This is a genomic window from Paenibacillus sp. FSL K6-1122, assembly GCF_037977015.1.
GTDB lineage: Bacteria > Bacillota > Bacilli > Paenibacillales > Paenibacillaceae > Paenibacillus > Paenibacillus amylolyticus.
On sequence record NZ_CP150272.1, the window covers coordinates 2,494,683 to 2,519,811 of the forward strand.

The window sequence follows — 25,129 nt, forward strand, 5'->3', positions numbered from 1 at the left end:
AGTAGGCTCCTTTTTGTGTGTAGTCAAGCTACGACTTGGTTGAAGCAAGGTATCTCCGGCTCACTTCCTCGGCATGCTGACGAATCTCACTGCGAAGTTGGAGAGGTTCAATCACTTCGGCTTCACGTCCTAATCGGTAAAAGAATCTTACGGCCCAGTCCCATTCCCCTGGTGGACAAAGGAATGATAATTCCCAGAGATCCGGGGCAATTTCAGTCATCTTTTCACCAATATGCTCGTCCTGTTCAGCTTCAATCATTCCCCGATAACTCAGTTGTACCTTAACCAGGGTTGGCGGCTGTTCTGGAGGGATCGGCTTACTCTGCTGTTGCTCTGCCTGTTCATTAAGCATCTGTGCATCCTGTGGTTCGATCGCTTTTACTTCGATAATTCGGTCAACCCGGAACAGACGTTGTTCAACATGTTCGAGGGAATATGCTTCACAGTACCAGAAGCCAGAGGAAGCATATACCCGTGTGGGACAGATATGCAACCAACGCTGACGTGATGCGGAGCGATACAGCACACTAAGCCACCCGTGTTCGGGTATACATGCCAGCAGTGCGTCCAGATGAGGAAGAATGTAATTGCGGTCTGGAATATGATGATGCAGTTGTTTGAGCATGGGATCAATTCGCGACATAATATCATCCGGAATGATAGCCTTAACTTTGTTCATCAGGGTCCAGCGTTTCTCATGAAAAGGTGTGTCGGCGTAGCGACTTAGACCTTCAAGAGCGAATAGAAGCGTCGCTGCTTCTACCGGGTCCAGCTGTAATGGGGGTAATACGTAACCCTCCATAAGACTGAAACCGCCTCCCGGACCGGAAATGGCAATAATGGGCACATTCATCTCGGAGAGGGATTGAATATCCCGGAGAATGGTGCGACGGGAAACCTCAAATTTCTCACCTAATGAGTGTGCCGTTTCGTGACCATGCTGTAATGCCATTACAATGGCAGCAAGCCGATTTGTTCTGTTCATGTCAGCCACTCCGTTTCGATCTGCGCCGCCGGAAAGTGATGTCGTAGTAATACTTCTATTGTAACAACGAATAAGTGACATCATGAGTGTCACCAATTTTTCAACTGTTCATTATTTTATAATGGATCAGCATCAGGATTCACAAGCATGTTCCGGCAGGCTTTGTTAAAATGTGTTTCTCGTCCAATTCGCTTTGCATACTGATATTTCCTTCTATCAAAAAGACCACAGATCATGCCAAAAACCCGTATTCGGTGTAGACGGATACGGGAAGTAGCAGCTTTTGGCTTACAGAAGACGATAAAGGTCTGAAATCTATACCAATATCCTCGCTGAAGACAATAACAAGTATAAAAGGAATGAATATGTGACACTTTGTATCGCGGGAATTTCTGTCACATTATATTATTCCGAATGATTCCAATTAAGCGAAATCGCTTATTTCATTTCGAGCAATTGCACTCCACGGGCTTCAATCTCAACACTTCCCGAAAGCTCACGATTGGTGAGCAGATCATGTGCCTTAGCTGTTCCCAGATCATAGGATTGTGTGGCTGCGTTATGGTTCATGACAAACAGGTAGGGTTTGCCGTCTTTGGTTCGTGCGCTTACTTCAACACCTTCTGGTGTCTCAAGCAAGGATTCTACGTTCTTGGCTGCTGCAAGCTGTCCCAGCAAACCATCCAGGAAGCGCTCATCCGGGTCGGATGCAACGTACCAGGCTTCACCTTGGCCAAAGGTATTACGTGTCACAACAGGCATGCCTTTATAAAAGTCGTCTCCATACTCCGCGATGACTTCGGCTCCTTCACTGTGCAGCAGGTCACACAGCATGCCGCAGCCATACTCTCCTTGAAGATCACCGTAGGTTTCTTTGAGGATAATGCGGTTCTTTTGCTCAGGAAGCAGGGCATCAATCTCTTCCACCCAGATTCCGAGCAGTTTACGAAGTTCTCCCGGATATCCACCTGTGGTCACGAGATCGTTCTCGTTGACAATGCCGCTGAAGAAGGTCGTCAGGAATGTTCCACCTGCTTCAACAAACTTCTCGAGTTTGGCGGCAAACCCTGGTTTAACCATGTAAAGAACAGGGGCAAGGACAATGTCGTATTTGCTCAAATCCGAATCCACACTGACGATATCTACCTGTATGTTGCGACGGAAGAAGGCTGCGTAGTATTTATGGATCTGATCCACATAGTTCAGGGCAACCGTAGGTCCGCTTGATTTTTCGATGGCCCACCAGTTATCCCAGTCGAACACAATCGCCACTTTGGATTCAACAGATGCATCCAGCGTGGTATCTCCAAGGATCTGCAATTCCTTGCCCAGCTCAGCGACTTCGCGGAATACACGTGTATTCTCGTGTCCAGCATGCTCAATAACTGCACCATGATACTTCTCACAGGCACCGATGGAGCGACGAAGCTGGAAGAACATGATGGTATCGGCTCCGTGCGCAACAGATTGATAACTCCACAGACGCATGACACCTGGACGTTTCAGTGAGTTATATGGCTGCCAGTTCTGCTGACTTGGTGTTTGCTCCATCAGCATGAACGGTTGACCATCCTTCAATCCGCGCATAAGGTCATGAGCCATTGCCGTGAAGCTGACGGGTGTTGCGAGACCGGGATAGCTGTCCCAGGAGACAATATCCATATATTTTGCCCATTTGAAATAGTCCAATTGTTTGAAGAATCCCATCAGATTGGTAGTCACAACGGAGTCCGGAATATGTTTTTTGATCGCATTGTATTCCAACAGATAACAATCCAGCATGCTGTCGGAGTTGAAGCGAGAATAGTCCAGCGAGATTCCCTGGAACGTTGAATTATTGTTACCCCAATGTTCGCTCAGGTTGCTTGGTAATACGATCTCGTCCCAATCGTAGAAGGTATGCCCCCAGAAATTTGTGTTCCATGCTTTGTTGACCTGTTCCAGAGTCTGATAGCGTTCTTTCAGATACACGCGGAACGCTTTCTCACAGTTGTCACAGTAGCACTCACCGCCATATTCGTTCGAGATGTGCCATACGAGAACCGCGGGGTGATCCTTGTATCGTTCGGCCAGTTTATCCGCAATCTTCTCAGCGTATTTGCGATAGGTCGGGCTGTTGGGACAGGAATTATGGCGCCCACCAAATTTGCGTTTGCGTCCATCGGCATCTACACGAAGCACGTCTGGATATTTCTTTGCCATCCAAGCCGGATGGGCAGCAGTGCTTGTTGCAAGGCATATATAGACACCATTTTCATATAAACGATTAATTAGTTGGTCGAGTTCTTCAAAACGGTAAGTAACTTCATCAGGCTGAATCAGTGCCCATGAAAATACGTTGATTGTGGCAATATCAATGCCTGCCAATTGGAACATGCGCAGGTCTTCAAGGTGGGTTTCGTGATCCCACTGTTCCGGGTTATAATCGCCCCCGTAGAACATTTTGGGCAGTTTGCTGCTAATCAATGTGTTCACCTCTTGTATAAGAATAATCCTATACTATATGATACATATGACTTTTAAAATATAATAAAAGTAATGACTCATATAAGAATACGGAAGTGTATTTCAGCTTATACCCAAGGAGGCATCCCATGTTTATCTCCCCCCGACATCAACGATATTTCATGACATCACGTGATCAGCCGCTACCCCTTTATATTGAGAGCCTGGGTTATAACGGCAATCAGGAGAAGGTGTCCAGACCTGTGGGGTATCCCTGTTACCACTGGCTTCAGACCGTGAAGGGAGCCGGAGAATTCAAATTTTCCGGCTCCACGGTCATACTGGGGGAAGCATCAGGTATTTTGCTGCCGCCGAATGAACCGCATGAATATGTGCGCGCCCAAGGAGAGTGGGAGACATTCTATATTACATTTGGCGGTTCCCAGTGTCCGGCAATCTTGGAGTCACTTAGTCTGGGTGAAGCAGCGTTGCATCAGTGGGAGCAGAGCAGTCCGTTCAATGATTACGGCCAGGAAGTGCTGGATTCGATCAGAAGTGATCAGGATTTGTCGGGACTCGAGGCGTCAGCGGATATATATCGATTTCTGATTTTGCTCAAAAAACATGGCATGACCGGCAATCGGTCTTCGATCTCTCATGCCGTGGAGAGACTCGCTTCGCTCATTGCATTCATGGAACAGCATTATGCGAATCCTGAGATTGGTCTCGAACATATGGCTGACGTCACGGGGATCTCATCCAGACATCTGAACACCTTGTTCAAGCAGTCCTTTGGCATGACAGCCTACAGTTATTTCATTTTGCTGCGCATTCGCAAAGCCAAGGAAATCATGACCGCAGACCATAGACCCACGATTAGGGAAACTGCAGTTAGGGTAGGGTTTCGGGATGCAAGCCATTTTGTAGCAACTTTTCGCAGGATTGAGGGGGTGACTCCTGAACAGTTCCGTAATTTGTATTAACATGTACCCAAATGATCAAAAAGTGATGCCAGGAAGGTATTGATGCGTTAGGGTCATTACCGTTATGATGGTATCGATTCCTGAGATTCGAAAACGTTTAAACGGACCCATGGTTCCGTTCTACTTGGAGAGGATGATTGAAGATGACAACAACTATACCCTTATGGGATCATGCTGCACCTTATGCAGCCCAGGGTCATGAAGACGAGATGCCACATTTGATTCCATTTATTCTGCCCGGTTCCGAGAGCGCTATCATTGTATGTCCAGGGGGCGGCTATGGATTTTTGGCTGATCATGAAGGTGCTCCAATAGCGGAATTGTTGAACCGTGCAGGTATAAGTGCATTTGTCCTGAATTATCGGGTGGCGCCTCACCAGCATCCTGCACCGATAACAGATGGTCAGCGTGCCATACGTTATGTTCGTGCTCATGCTGAGCAGTATGGCATCAACCCTGCTAAGATTGCAGTACTTGGTTTCTCCGCAGGCGGACATCTCACAGCAACACTGGGAACGCTGTATGACGAGGGACAACCGGATCATGAGGACCTCATCGAACGCCAGAGTTCACGCCCGGACCGAGTTATTCTCTGTTATCCGGTCATTACGATGGAGTCCTATGGACATGCCGGTTCCCGTGAGAATTTGCTTGGGTCGGACGCCTCTGCCGAGCAGATCAAGGCTTTCAGTGCGGAGCAGCAGGTAAGAGCGGATGCTCCTGAAGCGTTCATCTGGCATACCAGCGATGACCAGGCAGTGCCTGTAGAGAATAGCTTGCGTTACGCACTTGCATTGGGTGCGCATGGCATCCCCTATGATTTGCACGTTTTTGAGAAAGGTTCACATGGACTTGGATTGGCTGAGGACAACCATGCGATTCGGGTATGGTCAGATCTGTGTCTCACATGGCTCAAGAATCAAGGCTGGTAATCACTGATTGGATAACAACTTAACGGTCTGATTAATCAATTATTCTTATATTAGCGCCTTGGAGCGAAGGAGAAAATAACGATGAAATTGCAAAAAAATGACAAGCTTCTGTTTATCGGTGATTCGATTACAGATTGTGGTAGGGAACATCCTGTAGGCGAAGGTAGCTCCGGTCTGGGACATGGTTACGTAGCGCAAGTCTATGCCCTCTTGCGGTCCATCTATCCGGAATTGATGTTGCGTGTCCAAAATGTGGGTAATGGTGGAAATACGATTCGTGATCTGAAACAGCGCTGGGATCGTGATGTGCTGGACCTTAAACCGGACTGGCTGACGATCATGATTGGCATTAATGATGTATGGCGTCAGTTCGACAACCCATTGTCAACAGACTCACATGTGTTTCTTGAAGAATACGAATCCACATTGCGTGAACTGGTGGCTTCAGTTCGTCCCAACCTGAAAGGTCTGGTACTGATGACACCTTATTATCTTGAGGCCAATCCGGAAGACCCGATGCGGGCAACGATGGATATCTACGGAGAAGCGGTACGCAGGGTAGCGAGTGAGTATGATGCGGTGTATGTGGATACACAGGTCGCATTTGCTCCATTTTGGGATCATTTCTATACGTCTGTGCTGACTTATGACCGGGTACATCCGGATGCAACGGGCCATATGGTATTGTCCAAAGCATTCTTGGATGCCATCGGATTCGAATGGTCAGGCGGCGTCAAATCTGAATAAGGACGTGAGGGCATGAGCGACGTAACTGTAGCACTACAAACCCCGGCATTACTGGGGGAAGGTCCAAGCTGGGATGCGGAGAACAATCGATTGTTGTGGGTAGATATTGAAAGCTTCAAGGTGCATGTGTATGATCCAGCTACAGGGCAGGATCAGGCTTATGATGTCGGTGAACATGTCGGGGCTGTTGTTCCCTATCGTGGTGACGAAGTTGTGGTTGCTTTACGCAGTGGATTCCATACGTATCACTTGCTTACGGGTGAGCTGCAGGCTATTGAAGACCCTGAACAAGATAAGGATACCAATCGTTTTAATGATGGAAAATGTGATGCGAAGGGCCGCTTCTGGGCAGGCACGATGAGCATGAATAATGAGAGCAAAGCCGGATCATTGTATTGTTTGGAGCAAGGGCAACCCGTTCGCACAATGGTACAAGGTGTGTCTACATCCAACGGTCTGGGCTGGAGTCCGGATCGGCAGACCATGTATTACATTGATACCCCGACACGTTCTATTGACCGGTTTGATTTTGATCTGACGGCAGGTACGATACAAAATCGGACAAGTATCATTCACATACCGGAGGAATTTGGTTTTCCGGATGGGATGACGGTTGATCGTGAGGGCATGCTGTGGGTTGCGCACTGGGGCGGAGGAAGAGTCACTCGTTGGAACCCGCATACATCAGAACTGTTGCAACAGATCGAGGTGCCGGCAGATCAGGTAACATCCTGCTGTTTTGGTGGACCGGATCTCGAAGAGTTATACATTACAACAGCACGTATAGGGATTAAGGAAGAACGTTTGAAAGAGACACCGGATGCGGGCTCACTTTTTGTCATCAGACCGGGCGTTAAAGGGCAGGAGACTCACACTTATGGTAGCCAGCAATAAACAGGTGCCAATTATGTAGTGAACCTTAGTGAACCTCTGCCTGGTTTGCCAGGAAAGAAACGATTCCATTTTTTTACTCTTATATAAAATGTCGAAAGGTGCTGTTCTAACAGCATCTTTTTTTGTTGTATAAACCTGTTTAAACACTGAAAATATTTTACAAAAATCGGAATTTCGACAGAGGGGTTTGGAGATTGCCAGCGAATGTTATTTATTGAAAGTATTATCCAGATAACCGCGAATCAAGAACAATTATGTAAGCGCTTAACAATATGACTGGAAGGGGGTGAGGCTTCTTGTATCAAGGGTTGCATTGATTCGTCTGGCACGCCATCATCAGCACGATGAGACAGCGGGGATAGACCGAAATGCAGTAACGAAGTAGAAGAGGAGGATAAGTTAATATGAGAACGTTTATGGGGAAATTGCGAATGATGAGCCTGACGGTTGCTGTAGTAACCGCCTCGCTGGGAGGACTTGCTGGAACAACAGCGGCGGCACCAAGTGAAGCCTATGAGTGGAAAAATGTGGTGACGGGTGCAGGAGGCGGGTTTGTACCGGGCATTATTTTCAACGAGTCGGAAAAGGATCTGATCTATGCCCGTACAGATATCGGGGGGGCCTATCGCTGGAATGCGGCTGACGAGAGGTGGATACCCTTAACGGATTTTGTCGGCTGGGATGACTGGAACAAGAATGGTGTGGACGCACTGGCTACGGACCCGGTTGATCCCGATCGGGTGTATATGGCAGTTGGGACGTATACGAATTCGTGGGACCAAAATAATGGCTCCATCTTGCGCTCTACGGACCGGGGAGATACATGGCAAACCACAACACTTCCGTTCAAAGTGGGCGGCAACATGCCGGGACGTTCAATGGGAGAACGCCTGACCGTGGACCCAAATGATAACAGTATTCTGTATTTCGGTGCACGAAGTGGTCATGGGTTATGGAAAAGTACCGATTACGGTGTGACTTGGAACGAAGTCACAAGCTTCCCGAATCCGGGAAATTATGTGCAAGATCCTTCGAATGAATATACCAGTGACATCGTAGGTCTGGCATGGATTACATTTGACAAAACAACAGGTTCGGCAGGGCAAGCAACCCAGACAATCTATGTGGGTGTTGCGGATAAAGATCAAAGCGTATATCGCAGCACAAATGGCGGCCTGACCTGGTCAGCTGTTGCTGGTCAACCTACAGGTTATATTCCGCATCATGGTGTGTTTGATTCAGACGGAAGCCTCTATATTACGTACAGCGATGGTGTTGGACCCTATGATGGGGCAAAAGGTGACGTGTGGAAACTGAATACGTCTACAGGTGTCTGGACCAACATCAGCCCTGTTCCAAGCAGTAGCACGGATAATTATTTTGGATATGGCGGATTGGCTGTTGATGCACAGAATCCCGGTACATTGATGGTTGCGACATTAAATTCCTGGTGGCCGGATGCCACCTTGTTCCGGAGTACAGATGGCGGAGCGACATGGACACGCATATGGGAATTTGAAGGATATCCGAACCGGAAGTTACGTTATACACAGGATATTTCGGCAGCGCCATGGCTCACATTTGGCACCAATCCTGCCCCACCCGAAACAACCCCAAAACTGGGCTGGATGATCGGTGATCTGGAGATTGATCCGTTTGATTCGGATCGCATGATGTATGGAACAGGTGCTACGATCTATGGAACGAAGAACCTGACAGACTGGGATGATGATGAAAAAATCAATATTTCAGTGATGGCGAAGGGGGTTGAGGAGATTGCCGTACTGGATCTGGTCAGCCCGCCAAGTGGTGCACATTTGATAAGCGGATTGGGAGATGTCTCCGGATTCCGTCATAACAATCTGGACCAGGCTCCAGCTACCATATTTACGAGCCCGAACTATCCTTCCACAGAAAGTCTGGATTTTGCAGAGTTAAGTCCAAATACGATGGTTCGCGTAGGTAAAGCAGATTATGCTGCTGATCCAAATGCAAAATCCATGGGTTTGTCCAGTGACGGAGGTACTACGTGGTATAAGGCTAATGCAGAACCTGCCGGCACAACCGGAGGAGGGACCGTAGCCATCTCTGCGAATGGTAACCGACTCGTATGGAGCACATCAGATAAAGGCGTACATTATTCGACTGACGGCAATTCATGGACGGCAAGTACGGGCATACCTGCACAGGCAAAAGTGATTTCGGATCGTGTCAATCCAAACAAATTTTATGGATTTGCAGCGGGTAAAATCTATGTGAGTGTGAATGGTGGTGCTACTTTCACGGCAACATCTGCGACCGGACTTCCGATGGAAGGAAATGCCGATCTGGATGCCGTTCCAGGTGTTGAAGGTGAACTCTGGTTTGCAGGTGGTAGTGAGGAAGAAGGTCCTTACGGATTATGGCATTCTACGGATTCAGGCGCAACATTCACGAAGCTTGCCAATGTAGAGGAAGCAGACAGTATCGGATTTGGTAAAGCGGCCCCTGGGCAGAGTGTTGTTGCGTTATACACGGTTGCACAGATCGATGGAACACGTGGATTCTTCCGCTCCGATGACGGTGGTGCCAATTGGGTTCGTATCAATGATGATCAGCATCAGTATGCTCGTGTAACTACAATTACGGGTGATCCGCGTTTGTATGGAAGAGTATATCTCGGAACAAATGGCCGCGGAATTTTGTATGCTGACCGTGTTGGAGGTAACAATGGCGGAGGTACTCCAGTGACCAACTCTGCGATTACACCGGTTACAGCCGAATTTGATCGCAAAGCAGGCAATCAGATTAATATTCCAGTCACGTTAACACTTAACGGCAATACACTTGCATCCATTCGCAACGGGAATGCAACACTGGTTTCAGGTACAGATTACACGTTGACAGGCAATGAGGTCGTATTAAGTAAAAACTACTTGGCTTCACTTCCCAATGGCGCAGTGACGCTAACCTTTCAATTCAGCGCAGGTGCTCCTGCGACCTTGAATCTGCTCATTAAAGACACAACAGCTGCACCTGTTGGAACCATACGCATTGAGATGTTTAACAGTAACACTTCAGCGACGGGCAGCTCGATTAGTCCCAAATTCAAACTGACAAACACAGGTACTACAGCCTTGAATCTGTCTGATGTGAAGATCAGATACTATTACACGATAAACGGCGAACAGCCTCAGAACTTCTTCGCTGACTGGGCGACTGCTGGCAGTGCGAATGTAACAGGCACGTTCAGTGCACTCAATCCGGTTCGGACAGGTGCTGACCACGTGCTTGAGATTGGATTCATAGCTTCCGCTGGAACTCTGAATGCAGGACAAAGCACAGAAATCCATACGCGCATCTCCAAGAACAATTGGACCAACTATACGCAAACGGATGATTATTCTTTTGCAGGTAGTCAGACTTCCTATACGGACTGGTCCAAAGTCACTGGTTATATCGCGGGAAGTCTCCAATGGGGAATTGAACCATAAGTGAGTGATTTAACGAAATAAAGGATTGAAATAGGGGTCCTGATTCGCCAGATGATCAAATGGCGAGTCGGGGCTTCTTATTTTGTCGAAATATAGTGTAAACTATAGATAGTTACCATTGCTTAAAGGATCGTTTTAGGATATAAAAAGATGTACAATTAATTTAGAATTAATGTAACCGCTAACACTGGAAAGTGTTTATAACCGATATATAATAGTTGGTATAGCCTGTACAGATATAGAGGAAAGATTAGACAAGGGGGTCGCGATCATGAACCGGTTGTGCAAGGTGCTGATTGTTGACGATGAGTTTCTGGTAAGACAGGGCATAAAGCACCATATGAACTGGGAAGCGGAAGGATTTATCATTGTGGGTGAAGCTTCCAACGGTGAAGAAGGATTACAGCAGGTGAACCTGTTAAAACCGGATATTGTGATCACCGACATTGTCATGCCTGTCATGGATGGGGAAACGTTTGTCCGTACACTAAAAGCCAGTAATCCGCAGATTGAAGTTATTGTACTTAGCAGCTTCAGTGAATTCGAGTATGTACGTTCAACGCTTCAGCACGGGGCAGCCGATTATATACTGAAACCCAAGCTGGATACAAATGAATTATTGCAAGTCCTTCAACGCACAGCGGGTAAAATTCCGGAATTACAGTTCGAGCCGTCGCACGATGGCTGGAGACTTGGGCAACTGATGGAGAAGATGCTGTCCGGATTTACACTGGATGAAGATAGCGAAATGCCGATCATTCGAGATACCTTTCCGTATGAATCCTTTCGCTTGCTTGTGTATAAACCCGTGGGTGCTGGAGGGAATCCACTGAAGATGGATCAGGAGCAGATTGAGTCCAAGCTCCGCTGTGATCTGCCTGAAGTAGAATGTGCAATGGTTCCCGCAGAGGGTACATTACCTGTGATGCTTCTTAATGTCGATCCTGCGAGAGATGAATGGATGCTTGAACGGATCAGACAGTTGGCCAGTGAAAATGCAACAGGAGAAGACAGTCCTGGTTGGGTGCTTAGTGAAAGCTTTACTTCATTTGAACAGATGGGTGTTGTTTACCGGGAACGCCTGATTAAGCTGATTGAATATCGTTTCTATTATAAGGATCGACCAATCCTGGTGTATGGTGAACTGCCTCCAATGCATTCCGCAGGTTACCAGTTTAATGTGAATATGTTTTTGCAGCATGTGAAGCGTAACCGGGTCGAAGCGGCAAGGGAGTATTTACAGGATCATGCAAAAACACTTGGACGGGATTATATTGCCGACGTGTTTGAGATCAAATCATTTCTCGGTAACTTGATCTTCAACGTGACCATTACCCTCGCGGATATGGATGTTCAGTCTGCCGGGCTGGAAGAGAGCAAATATACGTATTTTAAAAATGTGGACGGCGCTTCGAGTCTGGACGAAGTCATGACTGTGCTTGACCAATTCATGACGGAAGTTCAGGAGTGTACCGTTGGTGCGGGTGGAAAACGAAGTGATCCCAACATGAAGATGCTGCTGGATTACATGCATGATCACTTTGATCAGCCGCTCGGGCTTGCTGAAGTAGCCAAGCACTTTCATTTTAATCCATCGTATTTATCCAGTTATTTCTCATCTCACAAAAAAGAAGGATTTAATGAATACTTAAATAAAATTCGGATTGAAAAAGCCGAGGAATTGCTCCGATCCGATGATGTAACGATCTCTGAGATTAGCAGTATGGTAGGCTATTCCGATCATAGTTACTTTTGCAAAGTATTCAAAAAATTCACCGGATTATCACCAAGCCGATACCGGCGCAAATTCTGGGCATAAAGTCAGAAGGATAAGATCATGAAGAAATGGATGAACCAATTATCTCGTCTCGGATTGTTTCCCAAGTTGTTTCTGGTTATGGTGGTCAGTATTGTCCTCGTTTCTGTACTCATCTTATGGACGACCATTCACATGTCAACCAATCTGTTTACTGAGACGTTCAGTATCACCAACTCCAAGGTGCTTAATCAGATCAAAACAAATTTTGAATCCTTTAATGAGGCCATTGCTGCCGTATCGAATAATGTGACGCAGAGTGGATCGATCCGAGGATTCCTGTCCGAAGGAGATGCCGATTCCCTCACGATGGCCAAATCCTTCTATAATATGAGGGAAACGATGGATCGAATTCAATCCATCACAGAATCCTACGAAGTCGGGATAACAATTATCGGAATTAATGGACGGAGCTATTCCACGAATCGTGCTCACCTTCAGTTGTCCGTGGATGAATTGAAGCAGGAGCCAATTACGATGGAAGCCGCTGAGACGCCGAGTCGTCTTATCTTTGATGTTTACCAAAACGAGGCAACGCTTGGGAGTCAGCAGATGATCTCTGCGACGAAAGCGTTGACGGACCGAACACGCAGCCGGATATACGGTACGCTTTATGTCACGATGAGAGAAGACATATTCCGGCAATTTTACAGCAGTTTTACAAGTCGTGGCAATGATGTGGTCATTATGAATGAAAAAGGTGAGATTGTATCATCGAATCGTGAAGACTGGATCGGAACAACTCAGCTGGATTTGCTATCGTATGCCCGGGATATGAACAACAACTCTCCGAGAAGTATTAATGCTCGTGTGATGGATCAGGATAGCGTTGTGTTATCCGAGTATTTACCGTTCTATCGGTTTTATATTGTCAATGTAGTGGATAAGGATCTGGCGATGGGTCAACTTATCGACATGAAGACGGTTGCCCTGATCTGTGCAGCTATCGTTGTGGGGGCACTCATCCTTGTGTTTCTCATCACCAGCCAGATTACCAAGTCACTGCGCAGACTTGTGAAGCAGATGTCCAACATTACAAAAAGTGATCTGGACAACTATATTCCGGTGAGCGGAAGCTACGAGAGCAGGCAGCTTGGTCATGCTTACAATTACATGCTTGATGAACTGCATGATTATGTGGATCAGTTAGTACAGACACAGCATGAACAACGGAATGCAGAGCTTGCGGCATTACAGAGTCAGATTAATCCTCACTTCTTGTACAATACACTTGCATCTGTCAAAGTTCTGGTGCAACAAGGCAACAAAGACAGGGCTGCGGAGACGATTAATGCATTAATTGGATTGTTGCAAAATACGATCAGTGATGTGAGTCAGACTGTTACCGTGGAACAAGAAGTCGAGAATTTGAAAAATTATGTCTTCATTAATCACGTCAGATATGGTGGCCGGATTAAAGCAGCTTTCTACGTGGCTCCGGATTGTACACACTATCATGTACCCAAACTGGTGATCCAGCCGTTTATTGAGAATGCATTTTTCCATGGATTCATCAAGAAAGAAACGGGTACGATTCATGTCATGGTTTCCAGAGCGGGAGAATCACTCATCTGTGAGATTATGGACAATGGGGATGGAATTGAAGGGCTTGTCATGGGAGAAACGTTGCCCAATCCAAAGAACAATCGTCAACTATTCAGTGGGATCGGGATTCGCAATGTCCATGACCGTATTGAGTTATTATATGGTTCACCTTATGGTGTCACCATTATGAGTACGGTTGGGGAAGGAACGAGAGTCACCGTTACACTGCCTTTAATCACGAGTTGAATCGAAACCCGATTCCATTGAATACACTTAAAATCGAGATCCCTCGCTTCTGTTTTCTACAGAGTCGGGGGATTTTCACGTGTCGAAGGTAAAGCGGGTGAAATCATTTTTGTACTATTTCAAGATCAAGAAATTACAAAATCAAAAGAAATTACAAAAAACCAAATTTAATGCAAACGGTTTCTGTAAAGGTTTTCATTGTGGCAATAAGATGACAAATCCGTACAAAATTATTACTAACGAATGGAGATATGGGAATGATAAGATGAATACATCGAAAGCAACCGCTTTCAGAAAACGCAAACAAATTACACACAAAGAGGTCGAAGGGGAGTTGAATGTTTTGAAAAAAATGTGGGTATTGATGCTCGTTACAGTACTGCTGTTGTCCGCATGTTCATCCGGTGGCGGAGGTAAATCCGCTAGTGGTGGTGACGAAAAAACAAACGAAATCACGGTCTGGGCTTGGGACAAAGCTTTTAACGTAGCTGCAATGGAAACAGCAAAAGAAGCATATCAAAAAGCAAATCCTGATGTGAAAATTAACATCATTGAATACGCTCAAGCTGATATCATTCAGAAACTGAACACAGGTCTTAACTCCGGAACTGCCAGCGGTCTTCCAAACGTAGTACTGATTGAAGACTATCGTTCACAAAGCTTCCTGAATGCATATCCTGATGCGTTCAAAGATCTGTCTTCCAGTATCACGGCTTCCGATTTTGCAGATTACAAACTCGGACCAACAGCGTTTGATGGCAAACAATACGGAGTACCATTTGACTCCGGCGTTGCTGGTTTGTACTACAGAACAGATCTGCTGGAGCAAGCTGGCTACAAATCAGCTGACCTGCAAGACATCACTTGGGATGACTACATCCAAATTGGTAAAGACGTAAAAGCTAAAACAGGTAAAGAGCTTCTTTCTCTTGACCCGAATGACCTTGGTTTGATTCGTATGATGATCCAAACTGCAGGTAAATGGTATTCCGCAGAAGATGGTAAAACACCTGACATTGCTAATAATGCTGCTCTGAAAGAAGCGTTTATTACTTACAAAGCAATGATGGATGCCAACATTGTTAAATTGCACTCTGACTGGAGTCAATTCGTTGCCAACGCCAATAACGGTAGCGTAGCAACAATTCCTACAGGTAACTGGTTCTCACCATCTGTACGTCAAGAAGCTTCCCAATCCGGTAAATGGGCTGTAGCTCCAATACCGAAAATGGCTGGTCAAGCAAACTCTGTTCACGCATCCAACTTGGGTGGTAGCTCTTGGTATGTTATGAACAACGTTCCTGGTGCAGATCAAGCAGCTGATTTTGTAGCAAAAACATTTGGTTCTGACAAACAATTGTATCAAGATCTGTTGAACAACATCGGCGCAATTGGTACGTACAAACCAGCAGTTGATGGTGACGCGTATGCCAAAGCAGATGAGTACTTCGGCGGACAAAAAATCTTCACAGACTTTGCAAATTGGACGAAAGAAATTCCAAGCGTAAACTATGGTATCAACACATATGCCATTGAAGATATTCTCGTTGTAGAAATGCAAGCATTCCTGAACGGTAAATCAATCGATGACGTTCTGGCTGATGCACAAAAACAAGCTGAAGCACAATTAAACTAAGATACCCAAGGTAACTTATAGAACCCTAGGAAACATCGGAGCCATCTCCTATGTCCGGCGCAAGTCGAACCGGATATGGCGAGGGGCTCCGTGGGTTCTACCCATGTTCCATGGAGAGAGAGGAGCCATACTGTGAAAGCCATGAATACAGGAGACAGTCTCCAAAAGAAAAATAATTTGACTGGATGGGCTTTTGTTTTGCTGGCTGTTGTCGGGATTGTTGCATTTTACTTCTACCCGATGATTCAAGCGCTGCTCTTATCGTTCAAGTCTGGTGTAGGAGCCAATCTTGAATTTTCGGGCCTTTCTAACTACAAAAGATTGTTAGTTGATACAACATTCCGTACAGCATTATCGAATACTTTTATCTACTTGATTATTCAAGTGCCTGTAATGATTATCCTTGGTTTGTTTATTTCCGTATTGCTGAATGACAGCACACTACGTTTCCGGAGCTTCTTCCGTACAGCGATTTTCTTGCCTTGTGTAACTTCATTGGTAGCGTACTCTGTTGTATTCAAATATCTGTTCGCACCAGATGGAATGGTGAATCAATTCCTGATGGGCTTGCACATTATTGGCGATCCAATTCAATGGATCACAGACCCGTTCTGGGCTAAAATTACGATCATAATCGCCGTTACTTGGCGTTGGACCGGATATAACATGATTTTCTATCTGTCATCCCTGCAAAACATCGATCAATCGATCTATGAAGCTGCAAGAATTGACGGAGCGAATGCTTTTACACAATTCTTCAAAATCACTGTACCTTTGCTTAAACCGATTATCCTTTTCACGTCCATCACATCAACGATTGGTACATTGCAAATCTTCGATGAGATCATGAATATTACCAAAGGTGGTCCAGGTAATGCGACCATGTCGATTTCACAATACATCTACAACCTTTCGTTCAAATATTCACCGGACTTCGGTTATGCAGCAACAGTGTCATATTCCATCGTAATCTTGATTATTGTATTGTCCATCATCCAGTTTAAAGTGGCAGGTGATAATAAAAATGGCTAAAGCTAAAGCAAAACGGATTTTCACGTATGTGTTCCTATCCATCGTCGCCTTTGTATCCATTTTCCCTTTCTTCTGGATGCTGGTCAGTTCAACGAATGCATCTGTCGATGTAACGAAAGGCAGATTGTTACCGGGTTCAGCTTTCATTGATAACTTCAACAAACTGATTGATTCGACAAATCTGGTACAGGCTCTCGGAAACTCGGCGATTATCTCTGTAGTCTCCACTCTCTTGGCACTGTTTATTGGTTCCATGGCAGGTTATGGTTTCGAGGTATATCGCACGAAGTCTCGTGACATTGTGTTTAATATCCTGTTGTTATCGATGATGATCCCGTTTGCAGCGATCATGGTACCACTGTATCGTATGTTCGCAACAATCTCGGGAGTTGCACCGGTTATCGGAATCAACACGATGGCAGCAGTGATCCTGCCAACCATCGCAACAGCGTTCCTGATCTTTTTCTTCCGTCAGAACACCAAAATGTTCCCGAAAGACTTGCTAGAAGCTGGACGTATTGATGGTTTGAGTGAACTCGGCATCTTCTTGAAGATCTATATGCCAACCATGAAAACAACATATGCAGCGGCAGCAATCATTACATTCATGAGTAGCTGGAACAACTATCTGTGGCCACTCATTGTATTGCAAACACCTGACCAACAAACGATTCCACTGTTGATCTCAAATCTGGGTGCTGGTTATTCTCCGGATTACGGAGTAATCATGACAGCAATCGTGATTGCAACACTGCCTACAGCAATCGTTTTCTTCATCATGCAGAAACATTTTGTTGCAGGTATGGTAGGTTCCGTGAAGTAATGAAAACAGCATAATCCGTGCAAATGACGGATGCAGGAAAGAAGAGAGGGCGCTGTTATGGCGTACCTCTGTCTTTTTTGTTTATGTAAAGCAAAAGGAAATCCAGCGTAAACCTTGAATAAGTCAAACTATAACGTTTTAAAGGGAGAGAGAGCCGATGAAAGCAACAAAGGCAGATATCAACTGGTTGGGGGACGTAAGTGTATTTGAGGTGAACCGTCTTCATGCCTATTCCGATCACCGTTACTACCAAACAATGGACGAGGCTGTAGGTTCAGGCGCGATGTCCATGCGTTATGATCTGAATGGTACGTGGAAATTCAACTATGCAATTCGTCCAGACAGCCGTTCTGAGTTTTTCTATACATCCGATTTTTCCAGTGAAGGCTGGGATGATATTGAAGTTCCGGGGCATATCCAACTACAAGGATACGGACAGATTCAATATGTAAATACACAATATCCTTGGGATGGACTGAACGAAATTCGTCCGCCGGCATTGCCGCAGGATAAAAATCCGGTTGGAAGTTACATTCGCACATTCCACCTGCCGACAGGTTGGGAGTCGAATCCGGTATATATTTCTTTCCAAGGTGTAGAGTCTGCATTCTATGTATGGCTTAATGGACAATTTGTAGGATACGGGGAAGACAGCTTCACGCCATCTGATTTTGACCTGACGCCATTCCTTCAGGATGGAGAGAACAAACTCGCAGTTGAGGTGTATCAACGCAGCACAGGCAGCTGGCTGGAAGATCAGGATTTCTGGCGTTTCTCCGGTATTTTCAGAGATGTGTATCTGTATACCGTCCCAACTGCACACGTTCGTGATGTTCATGTTCGCACAGATCTGGACAAGTCCTATACCAACGGTACGTTGCAACTAGATTTGAAACTGGAAGGAAAAGCGGTTGATGGAGCGCGAGTAGAGGCTGAACTTCGTGATCGTGAAGGTAATACCGTTAAAACGTTTGAGTCCAAAGTTAACGATGGACAAGTAAGTCTTCGTGAAGACATCGGCACAGTGAACCTGTGGAGCGCAGAGATTCCATACTTGTACCGTCTCTATATTCGTGTATATGATGTTGCGGGTGCACTGGTTGAGGTTGTTCCTCAAGCCGTTGGTTTCCGTACATTTGAAATGATTGATAAAGTGATGCACATCAACGGTAAACGTATCGTATTCAAAGGTGTGAATCGTCATGAGTTCAACCCGCGTCGTGGACGTGCGGTTACGAAGGAAGACATGCTGTGGGATGTTCGTACCATCAAACAGAATAATATGAATGCTGTACGTACGTCACACTATCCAAACCAAAGTCTTTGGTATGAGTTGTGTGATGAATACGGATTGTATGTTATTGACGAGATGAACCTGGAGACACACGGATCTTGGCAGAAACTTGGTGCTGTTGAGCCTTCATGGGTTATTCCAGGTGACAAACCGGAATGGCATGATATCGTTATGGACCGCGCTGTATCCATGGTGGAGCGTGACAAAAACCATCCGTCCATTCTGATCTGGTCTTGTGGTAATGAATCACATGGTGGTGAAGTCATCTACAAAGTATCCCAATACTTCAAATCAGCTGATCCAACACGTCTGGTACATTACGAAGGTGTATTCCATGATCGCCGTTTCGATGAAACAAGTGATATGGAGACTCGCATGTATGCCAAACCGGCGGACATTGAGGAATTCCTGAATGCAAACCCGACGAAACCTTATATTAGCTGTGAGTACATGCATGCCATGGGTAACTCTATTGGCGGTATGCACAAATATACGGAGTTGGAAGACAAATATCCGATGTATCAAGGTGGATTCATCTGGGATTACATCGACCAATCCATTTATAAAAAAGATCGTTACGGCAAAGAGTTCCTCGCCTATGGCGGAGATTTTGGTGATCGTCCATCAGACTATTCGTTCTGTGGTAACGGTATCGTCCATGCTGACCGTAAAGTAACTGCGAAAATGCAGGAGGTTAAATTCCTTTACCAGAACATCAAGCTGTTCCCGGATCGTGAAGGTGTCAAAATCGTGAACGGTAATCTGTTCGCAGATACGTCTGCGCTGGAACTGGTATACAGCCTGGGGCGCGAGGGACATGAAGTGCTGCGTGGAACATTGGAAGTGAACGTGGATGCCCAAAGTGAGACGGTAGTGAAACTTCCGCTGAGTGCAGAAGCTCTGGCGGGCGGCGAGTACGCTGTGAACACTGCATTTGTGTTAAAAGAAGCTACAATGTGGGCTGACAAAGGCGAAGAAGTGGCATTTGGACAGTTTATTTTCACACAGGATCAGGTAAATGATGCAGCCGAGACGGACCTGAACCTTGTAAGTGATGTACAAGTTATCGAAGGTGACGTTAACATCGGTGTTCGTGCTGGCAAGACACATGCGCTGTTCTCCAAACAGTTTGGGACACTGGTTTCCCTGAAATTGTCCGGTCGTGAGACGATTGCTGTACCACCTGCACCACTCTTCTGGCGTGCAATGACGGATAATGACAAAGGTATGGCGATGGGCTTCGAACTGGGTGCCTGGTATGCAGCGAGCCTGATGCCACGTTCTGTAGAGTGGAAAGCGGAACAGAAACCGGATCAATACCGGATCGAGTTCACGTACAAGCTCAACATTTCGGAGGATGTACAAGTGAAAGTGGTATATACCGTTCATGCAGATGGAAGTGTACGTGTGCATAATACGTACAAAGGTACAGCCGGATTGCCTAACCTGCCAATCCATGCATTATCCTTCAGAACATCACCTGACTTCGAAAACGTGGAATGGCTTGCGATGGGACCCGAAGAAAATTATGCAGACCGCGCATTTGGCGCACGTCTCGGTATCCACGGCAGCAAGGTAGCTGATACTGTAGCTCCATATCTTGTACCACAGGAATCAGGCAACCGTACTGGCGTGCGTTGGGCCAAATTGACGGACAATGCAGGACGTGGCTTCAAAATCGAAGCTTCTGGAGCTCCGGTTGAGCTGAATGTCTCACCATATACGGCATTTGAGCTGGAGAACGCACAACATGCGTACGAATTGCCACCTGTGCACTATACGGTCGTGACTGTAGCAGGTAAACAAATGGGTGTTGGCGGTGATGATAGCTGGGGTGCTCCGGTTCATCCGGAATACCTGATCCCTTCAGACGGCGAACTGACATTTGAATTTGTCATTCGTGCACTGTAAGTAAAGGATCGTACAGAATAAAGAATGTATTCTATAAAGAACAGAGGTCTTCGCTATCGGAGGCCTCTGTTTTGTTATGTCAACGAACAGCTTGAGAGGCTTGGTATGAAACCGTTCTCTCTCCAACCTCGTAATGTACGAGACAGGAAACATAAGAGGGGGGTTCAAGATGAGTAAAAAAGCAAAGACAGGTATATGGGTGACGGTGTTGGTCTTCTTGGGCATCATAGTTGGATGTTTCATATGGTATTTCAATACCGCTTCAGGTGAACGTGCACTCAAAACAATGAGGTCCAATAACTCTGGTGGCCTGGAGAGGGTTGTTAAAGTGTACAGCAATAATGGTGAATTGATTCAGACCTATGATGGCAAAATTGACGTGGAAGATACGGAATACGGGAATAAAGTATTATTTGATCTCAATGGGAAACGTGTTGTGATCTATAATGCAACGATTGTTGTTGAAGAGAAGTAAGCGTAATTTGCCAGTCTTGACGAAGCGCTGGTTTGGAATTTGGAATGACACCTTATCTCTTATATGGTAAAATTAAGGAAATTATATAAGGGTCGGGTGAGATTTTTATGGTGGATATGTACCTCATAATCTTAGTTGCTATCTTGGGAATGATCCTGTTCTATAGCTTGATCGCTTATTTCTTGATTCGTTTCATTTCGAAAAAAGCTTTCAAGCTGACGTTAACCAAATATGAAATGATGGAGATTATGACTTGGCTCGCCGTGTTGTTTATTACCTTCATGATGATTAAGAATGGTTCGATGAATCTTCTCCTACCGGTTGTTGCACTCATCATTCCATTGATCAATTTACGACTTTCCAATCGAAAACATCGAGAGCTGAACTCGTAAGGTCTTGCTACGTTGGGGTAAGGCACAGGAAGGATGAACATAGGAAAGGTTGACGGAGATTACATCACTAGTCAACCTTTTCTAGTTGTATGATTATGAATGGTGAAAATGAACGGGAGGATTTCAATAATGATCTTCGGAAAATCAACGGATACTTCAGGTGTAACGCAAGTTGCCAATCTTTTGGATGAGTTGCGGTCTGTTTTTGATCAAGCAGAAAGCAAATATCAAATAGTTGATATTGAACTATTCTTTGTTTTCAGGTGTCTTCCTGAGGAATACGAGAGAAGGTCCACGGTCAGGCATGTGAAGAAGGAGAATGTCATCTATTTTGATCTGGTGGTCAGCGAGGATCGGTATAAGACATTAAGCAAAAGCAAACAACGGTATGTCTTAAGCCATGAGTTTTATGCTTTTTTAAGTGAAAAGATCCAGAAATACAAGATTGAACATTTAAAAGTGAATGAGTTTATCGCAGATATGGGCATGTGGCTGAGGGAGATCGGATGGTTGCAGACCGAAGAGCAAGCCGACATAAGTGAATTTGAAGAAAAGTATAACTAGCAAAATAAATGAAAACATAAACAACAAAAATAGGCCCTCTTTCGAGGGCCTACTTTTCATGGGAGAGGAGAAACCGGACGAAGAGCTTATGGGGAAACGTAAGTCTTCTCCGCGGTTGTCTACGACACTTGTGATGTCGATAATTATAGAATCGCCCGATTGTTTCCTTTTTATACATATGCGTCAACAATTCGTCAACAATTTTCCAAGGGAAATGAAGACCGCACATTTTTCAAACCGAACCCGAATGTGGTACGATAGTCGTATCAATAAACTTACATAGAGAAAAGGTGACTCGTCAAGTGAGAGTGGTATCTGGGAGTGCAAAAGGCAGGCCGCTGAAGGCTGTTCCTGGCACGGGTACGCGGCCAACCACCGACAAGGTGAAGGAAGCGTTATTTAGCATGGTTGGTCCTTATTTTGAGGGCGGCACAGCATTGGATCTGTTTGCAGGCAGTGGAGGTCTCGGTATTGAGGCGCTGAGCCGCGGCATGGACAAGGCTGTTTTTGTTGATTTGGAATCGAAAAGTATTGAAGTCATCCGCATGAATCTGAAGGCAACCAAGCTGGAAGACCAGGCGGCCGTATATCGTAATGATGCAGGTCGAGCATTGAAGGCACTCGCCAAGCGAGGCACAACGTTTGATCTGGTGTTTCTCGACCCGCCATATCGCATGAAGAACGGGCACGAGTTAATGCTGACCATGCACGAACTGGAACTTCTGGAACCCGAAGCAACCATCGTGCTTGAATATGAATCCAAACATGATTACCCTGAGCAATTCGGCCCGTTTGAACAAACGCGCAAGGCTTTGTATGGGGAGACGGCAGTATCCATCTATTATTATGCGCCAGAAGCAGTTGAAGATGGAGAATCCATTACACCGGAAGAGGAGGCTCCTCATGACTGAAATGATACACCGACAGGAACGAATTGCCGTATATCCTGGAAGTTTTGATCCCGTAACGATGGGGCATCTGGATATTATCGCCAGAGCGTCGAAGCAATTTGATCGCGTCATTGTGGCTGTGTTGAACAATATGAGCAAAAATCCGCTGTTTACGGTGGAGGAACGCAAGGAATTGATTACGGAAGTAACCCGCCATCTACCCAATGTGGAGGTGGATAGTTTCCGCGATCTGACAGCCAATTACGTCCGGCAAAAGGAAGCTCAGGTCATCGTTCGTGGTATACGCTCGGTAACTGATTTTGAATACGAGTTGCAATTGGCATCGACCAACAGCAAGTTGAACCCGGATGCGGAAACGATATTTATGATGACAAATCCGAAGTATTCCTATTTAAGTTCCAGCATCGTCAAAGAAATCGCTCATTATCATGGAGATGTTACAGATCTTGTCTCACCTGAAGTGGAAGCTGCGCTCCGTCAGAAAATCAGCGAGAAAACCGGCGGTTAAACCAGAAGGTAAGACCTGATAGACTAACCATGACTGCAAGAAGTAACGCAAGTCCCATGCATGCAGCAGGGAAGATGCTCCAAATGGTGTTGATCGTGTATGTGTTACCTGGACTATGTATGAGTAGCCAACCAAATGGTGTTGAGAGATCTTGCTCTGCATTCGTTTGTAATGTGGTCCAGACTTCTGTGCTATAACGGCTGAACGGCATCCATAGGAACAGACTGATGAAAAAGGCGATTAATCCATGAGTCAGACGAACTCCAGCAAAGTACAACATCGATTTGCTGCCCGGACCAGTTGTTTTCAAGACAGCAGAGACTTGCAGATGGGAGCATAAACCACCCCACCCCAGAACGGCTGCAAGTAGAGACATGAGCAGCATGGGTGTTAATGAAGTCTGGCTCAAATGATAGGTGCCGAGGTGAAGCTCGAAGAAGGCTGGCCACAGCGCAGCAGAGGACCCAGGAGTTAGATAAAGGGAGACCAACCGGATAAATACGGCAAAACCGATCATGTATCCCCCAGTCATCATTAAGGTCTGCACAGCTTGGGATACGGTGTCACCGAGCAGTTTGCCAAATCCTCTTCCATCACGACGATGTGCTTCCCTCGCTGCAATCATCATATCAGACCATATACTGCGTCGTTTGTTCGTAGCGTGGTGGGGGGCAGATGAGCGACTTGTGGAACTTGCAGGACTTGCAGACTGAGAATCAAGAGAGTTGTTATCTGTTTGCGCGGCTGTGGAGCCAACCCTGTTTGTCTGGTTACCCGGTGCTGGCAGGAGACGTGTGGCAAGAATGGCAGCAATCCAGCCGCTGATCCAGTGGACCGCGAGTAGAAAATATCCGGCCGCCGGCTGGTGAAGAAAAGCAGCACCAACGACCAAAATGATCATCATTGGATTGGCAAAATGAGATGCCGCCGCAAGGACAACCGCCTGCTTGGCGGTAATTTGTCTATCCTGAAATAAACGGGATACCGCATCTGCTCCTGCGGGGAATCCGCCGCACATGCCAACGGCAATCGCCAGACCTGCGTTGCCTGGGAGTCTGAACCAGCGTTGCATTAACGGTCCAAGCAAGGCGCCGATCGCGTGGGTGAAGCCAAACGCAGTGAGCATTTGGGATAACATGAGGAACGGGAGCATGGCAGGGAAGATGATTTTCCACCATATATCCAGACCTTGAATAGAGGCGTCAAACGCTTCTTTGGGGGACGCAACTACCGCAATGACCAACATTAAAGCGCCGGTACTTAGGATTATCGTTCGTAACGGGCCAGAATCTCTAACCTCGCTCTGTAATGTCATCGTTTCACCTCATATCAGATAACGCCGATTCGGCATCTGAATCGTTATGGACGGCCGAATGACGCCCGAAGGGCGGTTCGGCCTTGACCGGACAGGCTATTGTATACAGCGGCCTATCCGGCCTGTACCATTGTATGCACAAGGACCAGAGTGTTAGACTTGAAAAAAATGATTAAACAAGATGGAATTACGATCGCTGATT

The 25,129-nt window shown here is 46.0% G+C and carries 19 protein-coding genes; 16 read left to right on the plus strand and 3 right to left on the minus strand.

Annotation, left to right across the window (positions count from 1 at the left end; genetic code table 11):
- Positions 1-28 precede the first annotated feature (28 nt).
- Positions 29-985, minus strand: a complete 957-nt coding sequence (locus NSQ20_RS11125) for a WYL domain-containing protein (protein ID WP_047842441.1) — start codon at positions 983-985, stop codon at positions 29-31.
- 438 nt (positions 986-1,423) lie between these two features.
- On the minus strand, positions 1,424-3,451 hold the full coding sequence (locus NSQ20_RS11130) for a beta-galactosidase (RefSeq protein WP_340032449.1): 2,028 nt from the start codon (positions 3,449-3,451) through the stop codon (positions 1,424-1,426).
- 128 nt (positions 3,452-3,579) lie between these two features.
- Between NSQ20_RS11130 and NSQ20_RS11135 the strand changes: the two genes are divergently transcribed.
- The 16 genes from NSQ20_RS11135 to coaD all read left to right on the plus strand — a co-directional run bounded on the left by NSQ20_RS11135 (position 3,580) and on the right by coaD (position 23,612).
- Positions 3,580-4,413 carry an AraC family transcriptional regulator gene (locus tag NSQ20_RS11135; RefSeq protein WP_340032450.1) on the plus strand — a complete coding sequence of 278 codons (834 nt, stop codon included), beginning with the start codon at positions 3,580-3,582 and terminating at the stop codon, positions 4,411-4,413.
- A gap of 143 nt (positions 4,414-4,556) precedes the next feature.
- Entirely contained in the window at positions 4,557-5,345 is a 789-nt protein-coding gene (locus NSQ20_RS11140; RefSeq protein WP_340032451.1) for an alpha/beta hydrolase, read from the plus strand.
- 81 nt (positions 5,346-5,426) lie between these two features.
- On the plus strand, positions 5,427-6,092 hold the full coding sequence (locus tag NSQ20_RS11145) for an SGNH/GDSL hydrolase family protein (protein WP_340032452.1): 666 nt from the start codon (positions 5,427-5,429) through the stop codon (positions 6,090-6,092).
- Between the two features lie 12 nt (positions 6,093-6,104).
- The gene (locus NSQ20_RS11150) at positions 6,105-6,986 is read left to right on the plus strand and encodes an SMP-30/gluconolactonase/LRE family protein (protein WP_340032453.1); all 882 of its coding nucleotides are present in this window, start codon (positions 6,105-6,107) and stop codon (positions 6,984-6,986) included.
- A gap of 434 nt (positions 6,987-7,420) precedes the next feature.
- Positions 7,421-10,459, plus strand: a complete 3,039-nt coding sequence (locus tag NSQ20_RS11155; protein ID WP_340033017.1) for a X2-like carbohydrate binding domain-containing protein — start codon at positions 7,421-7,423, stop codon at positions 10,457-10,459.
- A 271-nt stretch (positions 10,460-10,730) separates the two neighbouring features.
- A complete protein-coding gene (locus tag NSQ20_RS11160) occupies positions 10,731-12,278 on the plus strand; it encodes a response regulator transcription factor (protein WP_036670302.1) in 1,548 nt (515 codons plus the stop codon).
- Positions 12,279-12,296: 18 nt separating this feature from the next.
- A complete protein-coding gene (locus NSQ20_RS11165; RefSeq protein WP_036670305.1) occupies positions 12,297-14,066 on the plus strand; it encodes a sensor histidine kinase in 1,770 nt (589 codons plus the stop codon).
- A gap of 352 nt (positions 14,067-14,418) precedes the next feature.
- Positions 14,419-15,702 carry an extracellular solute-binding protein gene (locus NSQ20_RS11170; RefSeq protein ID WP_340033018.1) on the plus strand — a complete coding sequence of 428 codons (1,284 nt, stop codon included), beginning with the start codon at positions 14,419-14,421 and terminating at the stop codon, positions 15,700-15,702.
- A gap of 141 nt (positions 15,703-15,843) precedes the next feature.
- Complete coding sequence (locus NSQ20_RS11175; RefSeq protein WP_036610887.1) at positions 15,844-16,734, plus strand: sugar ABC transporter permease; 891 nt, start codon at positions 15,844-15,846, stop codon at positions 16,732-16,734.
- A complete protein-coding gene (locus NSQ20_RS11180; RefSeq protein ID WP_036609483.1) occupies positions 16,727-17,557 on the plus strand; it encodes a carbohydrate ABC transporter permease in 831 nt (276 codons plus the stop codon). The genes NSQ20_RS11175 and NSQ20_RS11180 overlap by 8 nt, the downstream gene beginning before the upstream one ends.
- Before the next feature lie 157 nt (positions 17,558-17,714).
- On the plus strand, positions 17,715-20,762 hold the full coding sequence (locus NSQ20_RS11185; protein WP_340032454.1) for a glycoside hydrolase family 2 TIM barrel-domain containing protein: 3,048 nt from the start codon (positions 17,715-17,717) through the stop codon (positions 20,760-20,762).
- Positions 20,763-20,931: 169 nt separating this feature from the next.
- The gene (locus NSQ20_RS11190) at positions 20,932-21,237 is read left to right on the plus strand and encodes a hypothetical protein (protein ID WP_017689244.1); all 306 of its coding nucleotides are present in this window, start codon (positions 20,932-20,934) and stop codon (positions 21,235-21,237) included.
- Positions 21,238-21,344: 107 nt separating this feature from the next.
- Positions 21,345-21,629, plus strand: coding sequence for a hypothetical protein (locus NSQ20_RS11195; protein ID WP_340032455.1), 285 nt, complete (start codon positions 21,345-21,347; stop codon positions 21,627-21,629).
- Between the two features lie 129 nt (positions 21,630-21,758).
- Positions 21,759-22,193, plus strand: coding sequence for a hypothetical protein (locus NSQ20_RS11200; RefSeq protein ID WP_340032456.1), 435 nt, complete (start codon positions 21,759-21,761; stop codon positions 22,191-22,193).
- Positions 22,194-22,495: 302 nt separating this feature from the next.
- Positions 22,496-23,104 (plus strand): 16S rRNA (guanine(966)-N(2))-methyltransferase RsmD, encoded by a 609-nt coding sequence (gene rsmD, locus NSQ20_RS11205; RefSeq protein WP_036609474.1) that lies wholly within the window; start codon positions 22,496-22,498, stop codon positions 23,102-23,104.
- Position 23,105: 1 nt separating this feature from the next.
- Entirely contained in the window at positions 23,106-23,612 is a 507-nt protein-coding gene (gene coaD, locus NSQ20_RS11210; RefSeq protein WP_085981453.1) for a pantetheine-phosphate adenylyltransferase, read from the plus strand.
- Here coaD and NSQ20_RS11215 read toward each other — a convergent pair.
- Positions 23,590-24,927: a nucleoside recognition domain-containing protein gene (locus tag NSQ20_RS11215; RefSeq protein WP_340032457.1), complete on the minus strand. Its 1,338-nt coding sequence runs from the start codon at positions 24,925-24,927 to the stop codon at positions 23,590-23,592. The genes coaD and NSQ20_RS11215 overlap by 23 nt on opposite strands.
- Positions 24,928-25,129 lie beyond the last annotated feature (202 nt).

What these genes read in the sequence shown, in the direction of transcription:
- NSQ20_RS11125 (WP_047842441.1), bottom strand. Translation starts at nt 985, where the DNA reads ATGAACAGAACAAATCGGCTTGCTGCCATTGTAATGGCATTACAGCAT.
- NSQ20_RS11135 (WP_340032450.1), top strand. Translation starts at nt 3,580, where the DNA reads ATGTTTATCTCCCCCCGACATCAACGATATTTCATGACATCACGTGAT.
- NSQ20_RS11140 (WP_340032451.1), top strand. Translation starts at nt 4,557, where the DNA reads ATGACAACAACTATACCCTTATGGGATCATGCTGCACCTTATGCAGCC.
- NSQ20_RS11145 (WP_340032452.1), top strand. Translation starts at nt 5,427, where the DNA reads ATGAAATTGCAAAAAAATGACAAGCTTCTGTTTATCGGTGATTCGATT.
- NSQ20_RS11150 (WP_340032453.1), top strand. Translation starts at nt 6,105, where the DNA reads ATGAGCGACGTAACTGTAGCACTACAAACCCCGGCATTACTGGGGGAA.
- NSQ20_RS11155 (WP_340033017.1), top strand. Translation starts at nt 7,421, where the DNA reads ATGAGCCTGACGGTTGCTGTAGTAACCGCCTCGCTGGGAGGACTTGCT.
- NSQ20_RS11160 (WP_036670302.1), top strand. Translation starts at nt 10,731, where the DNA reads ATGAACCGGTTGTGCAAGGTGCTGATTGTTGACGATGAGTTTCTGGTA.
- NSQ20_RS11165 (WP_036670305.1), top strand. Translation starts at nt 12,297, where the DNA reads ATGAAGAAATGGATGAACCAATTATCTCGTCTCGGATTGTTTCCCAAG.
- NSQ20_RS11170 (WP_340033018.1), top strand. Translation starts at nt 14,419, where the DNA reads ATGTGGGTATTGATGCTCGTTACAGTACTGCTGTTGTCCGCATGTTCA.
- NSQ20_RS11175 (WP_036610887.1), top strand. Translation starts at nt 15,844, where the DNA reads ATGAATACAGGAGACAGTCTCCAAAAGAAAAATAATTTGACTGGATGG.
- NSQ20_RS11180 (WP_036609483.1), top strand. Translation starts at nt 16,727, where the DNA reads ATGGCTAAAGCTAAAGCAAAACGGATTTTCACGTATGTGTTCCTATCC.
- NSQ20_RS11185 (WP_340032454.1), top strand. Translation starts at nt 17,715, where the DNA reads ATGAAAGCAACAAAGGCAGATATCAACTGGTTGGGGGACGTAAGTGTA.
- NSQ20_RS11190 (WP_017689244.1), top strand. Translation starts at nt 20,932, where the DNA reads ATGAGTAAAAAAGCAAAGACAGGTATATGGGTGACGGTGTTGGTCTTC.
- NSQ20_RS11195 (WP_340032455.1), top strand. Translation starts at nt 21,345, where the DNA reads ATGGTGGATATGTACCTCATAATCTTAGTTGCTATCTTGGGAATGATC.
- NSQ20_RS11200 (WP_340032456.1), top strand. Translation starts at nt 21,759, where the DNA reads ATGATCTTCGGAAAATCAACGGATACTTCAGGTGTAACGCAAGTTGCC.
- coaD (WP_085981453.1), top strand. Translation starts at nt 23,106, where the DNA reads ATGATACACCGACAGGAACGAATTGCCGTATATCCTGGAAGTTTTGAT.
- NSQ20_RS11215 (WP_340032457.1), bottom strand. Translation starts at nt 24,927, where the DNA reads ATGACATTACAGAGCGAGGTTAGAGATTCTGGCCCGTTACGAACGATA.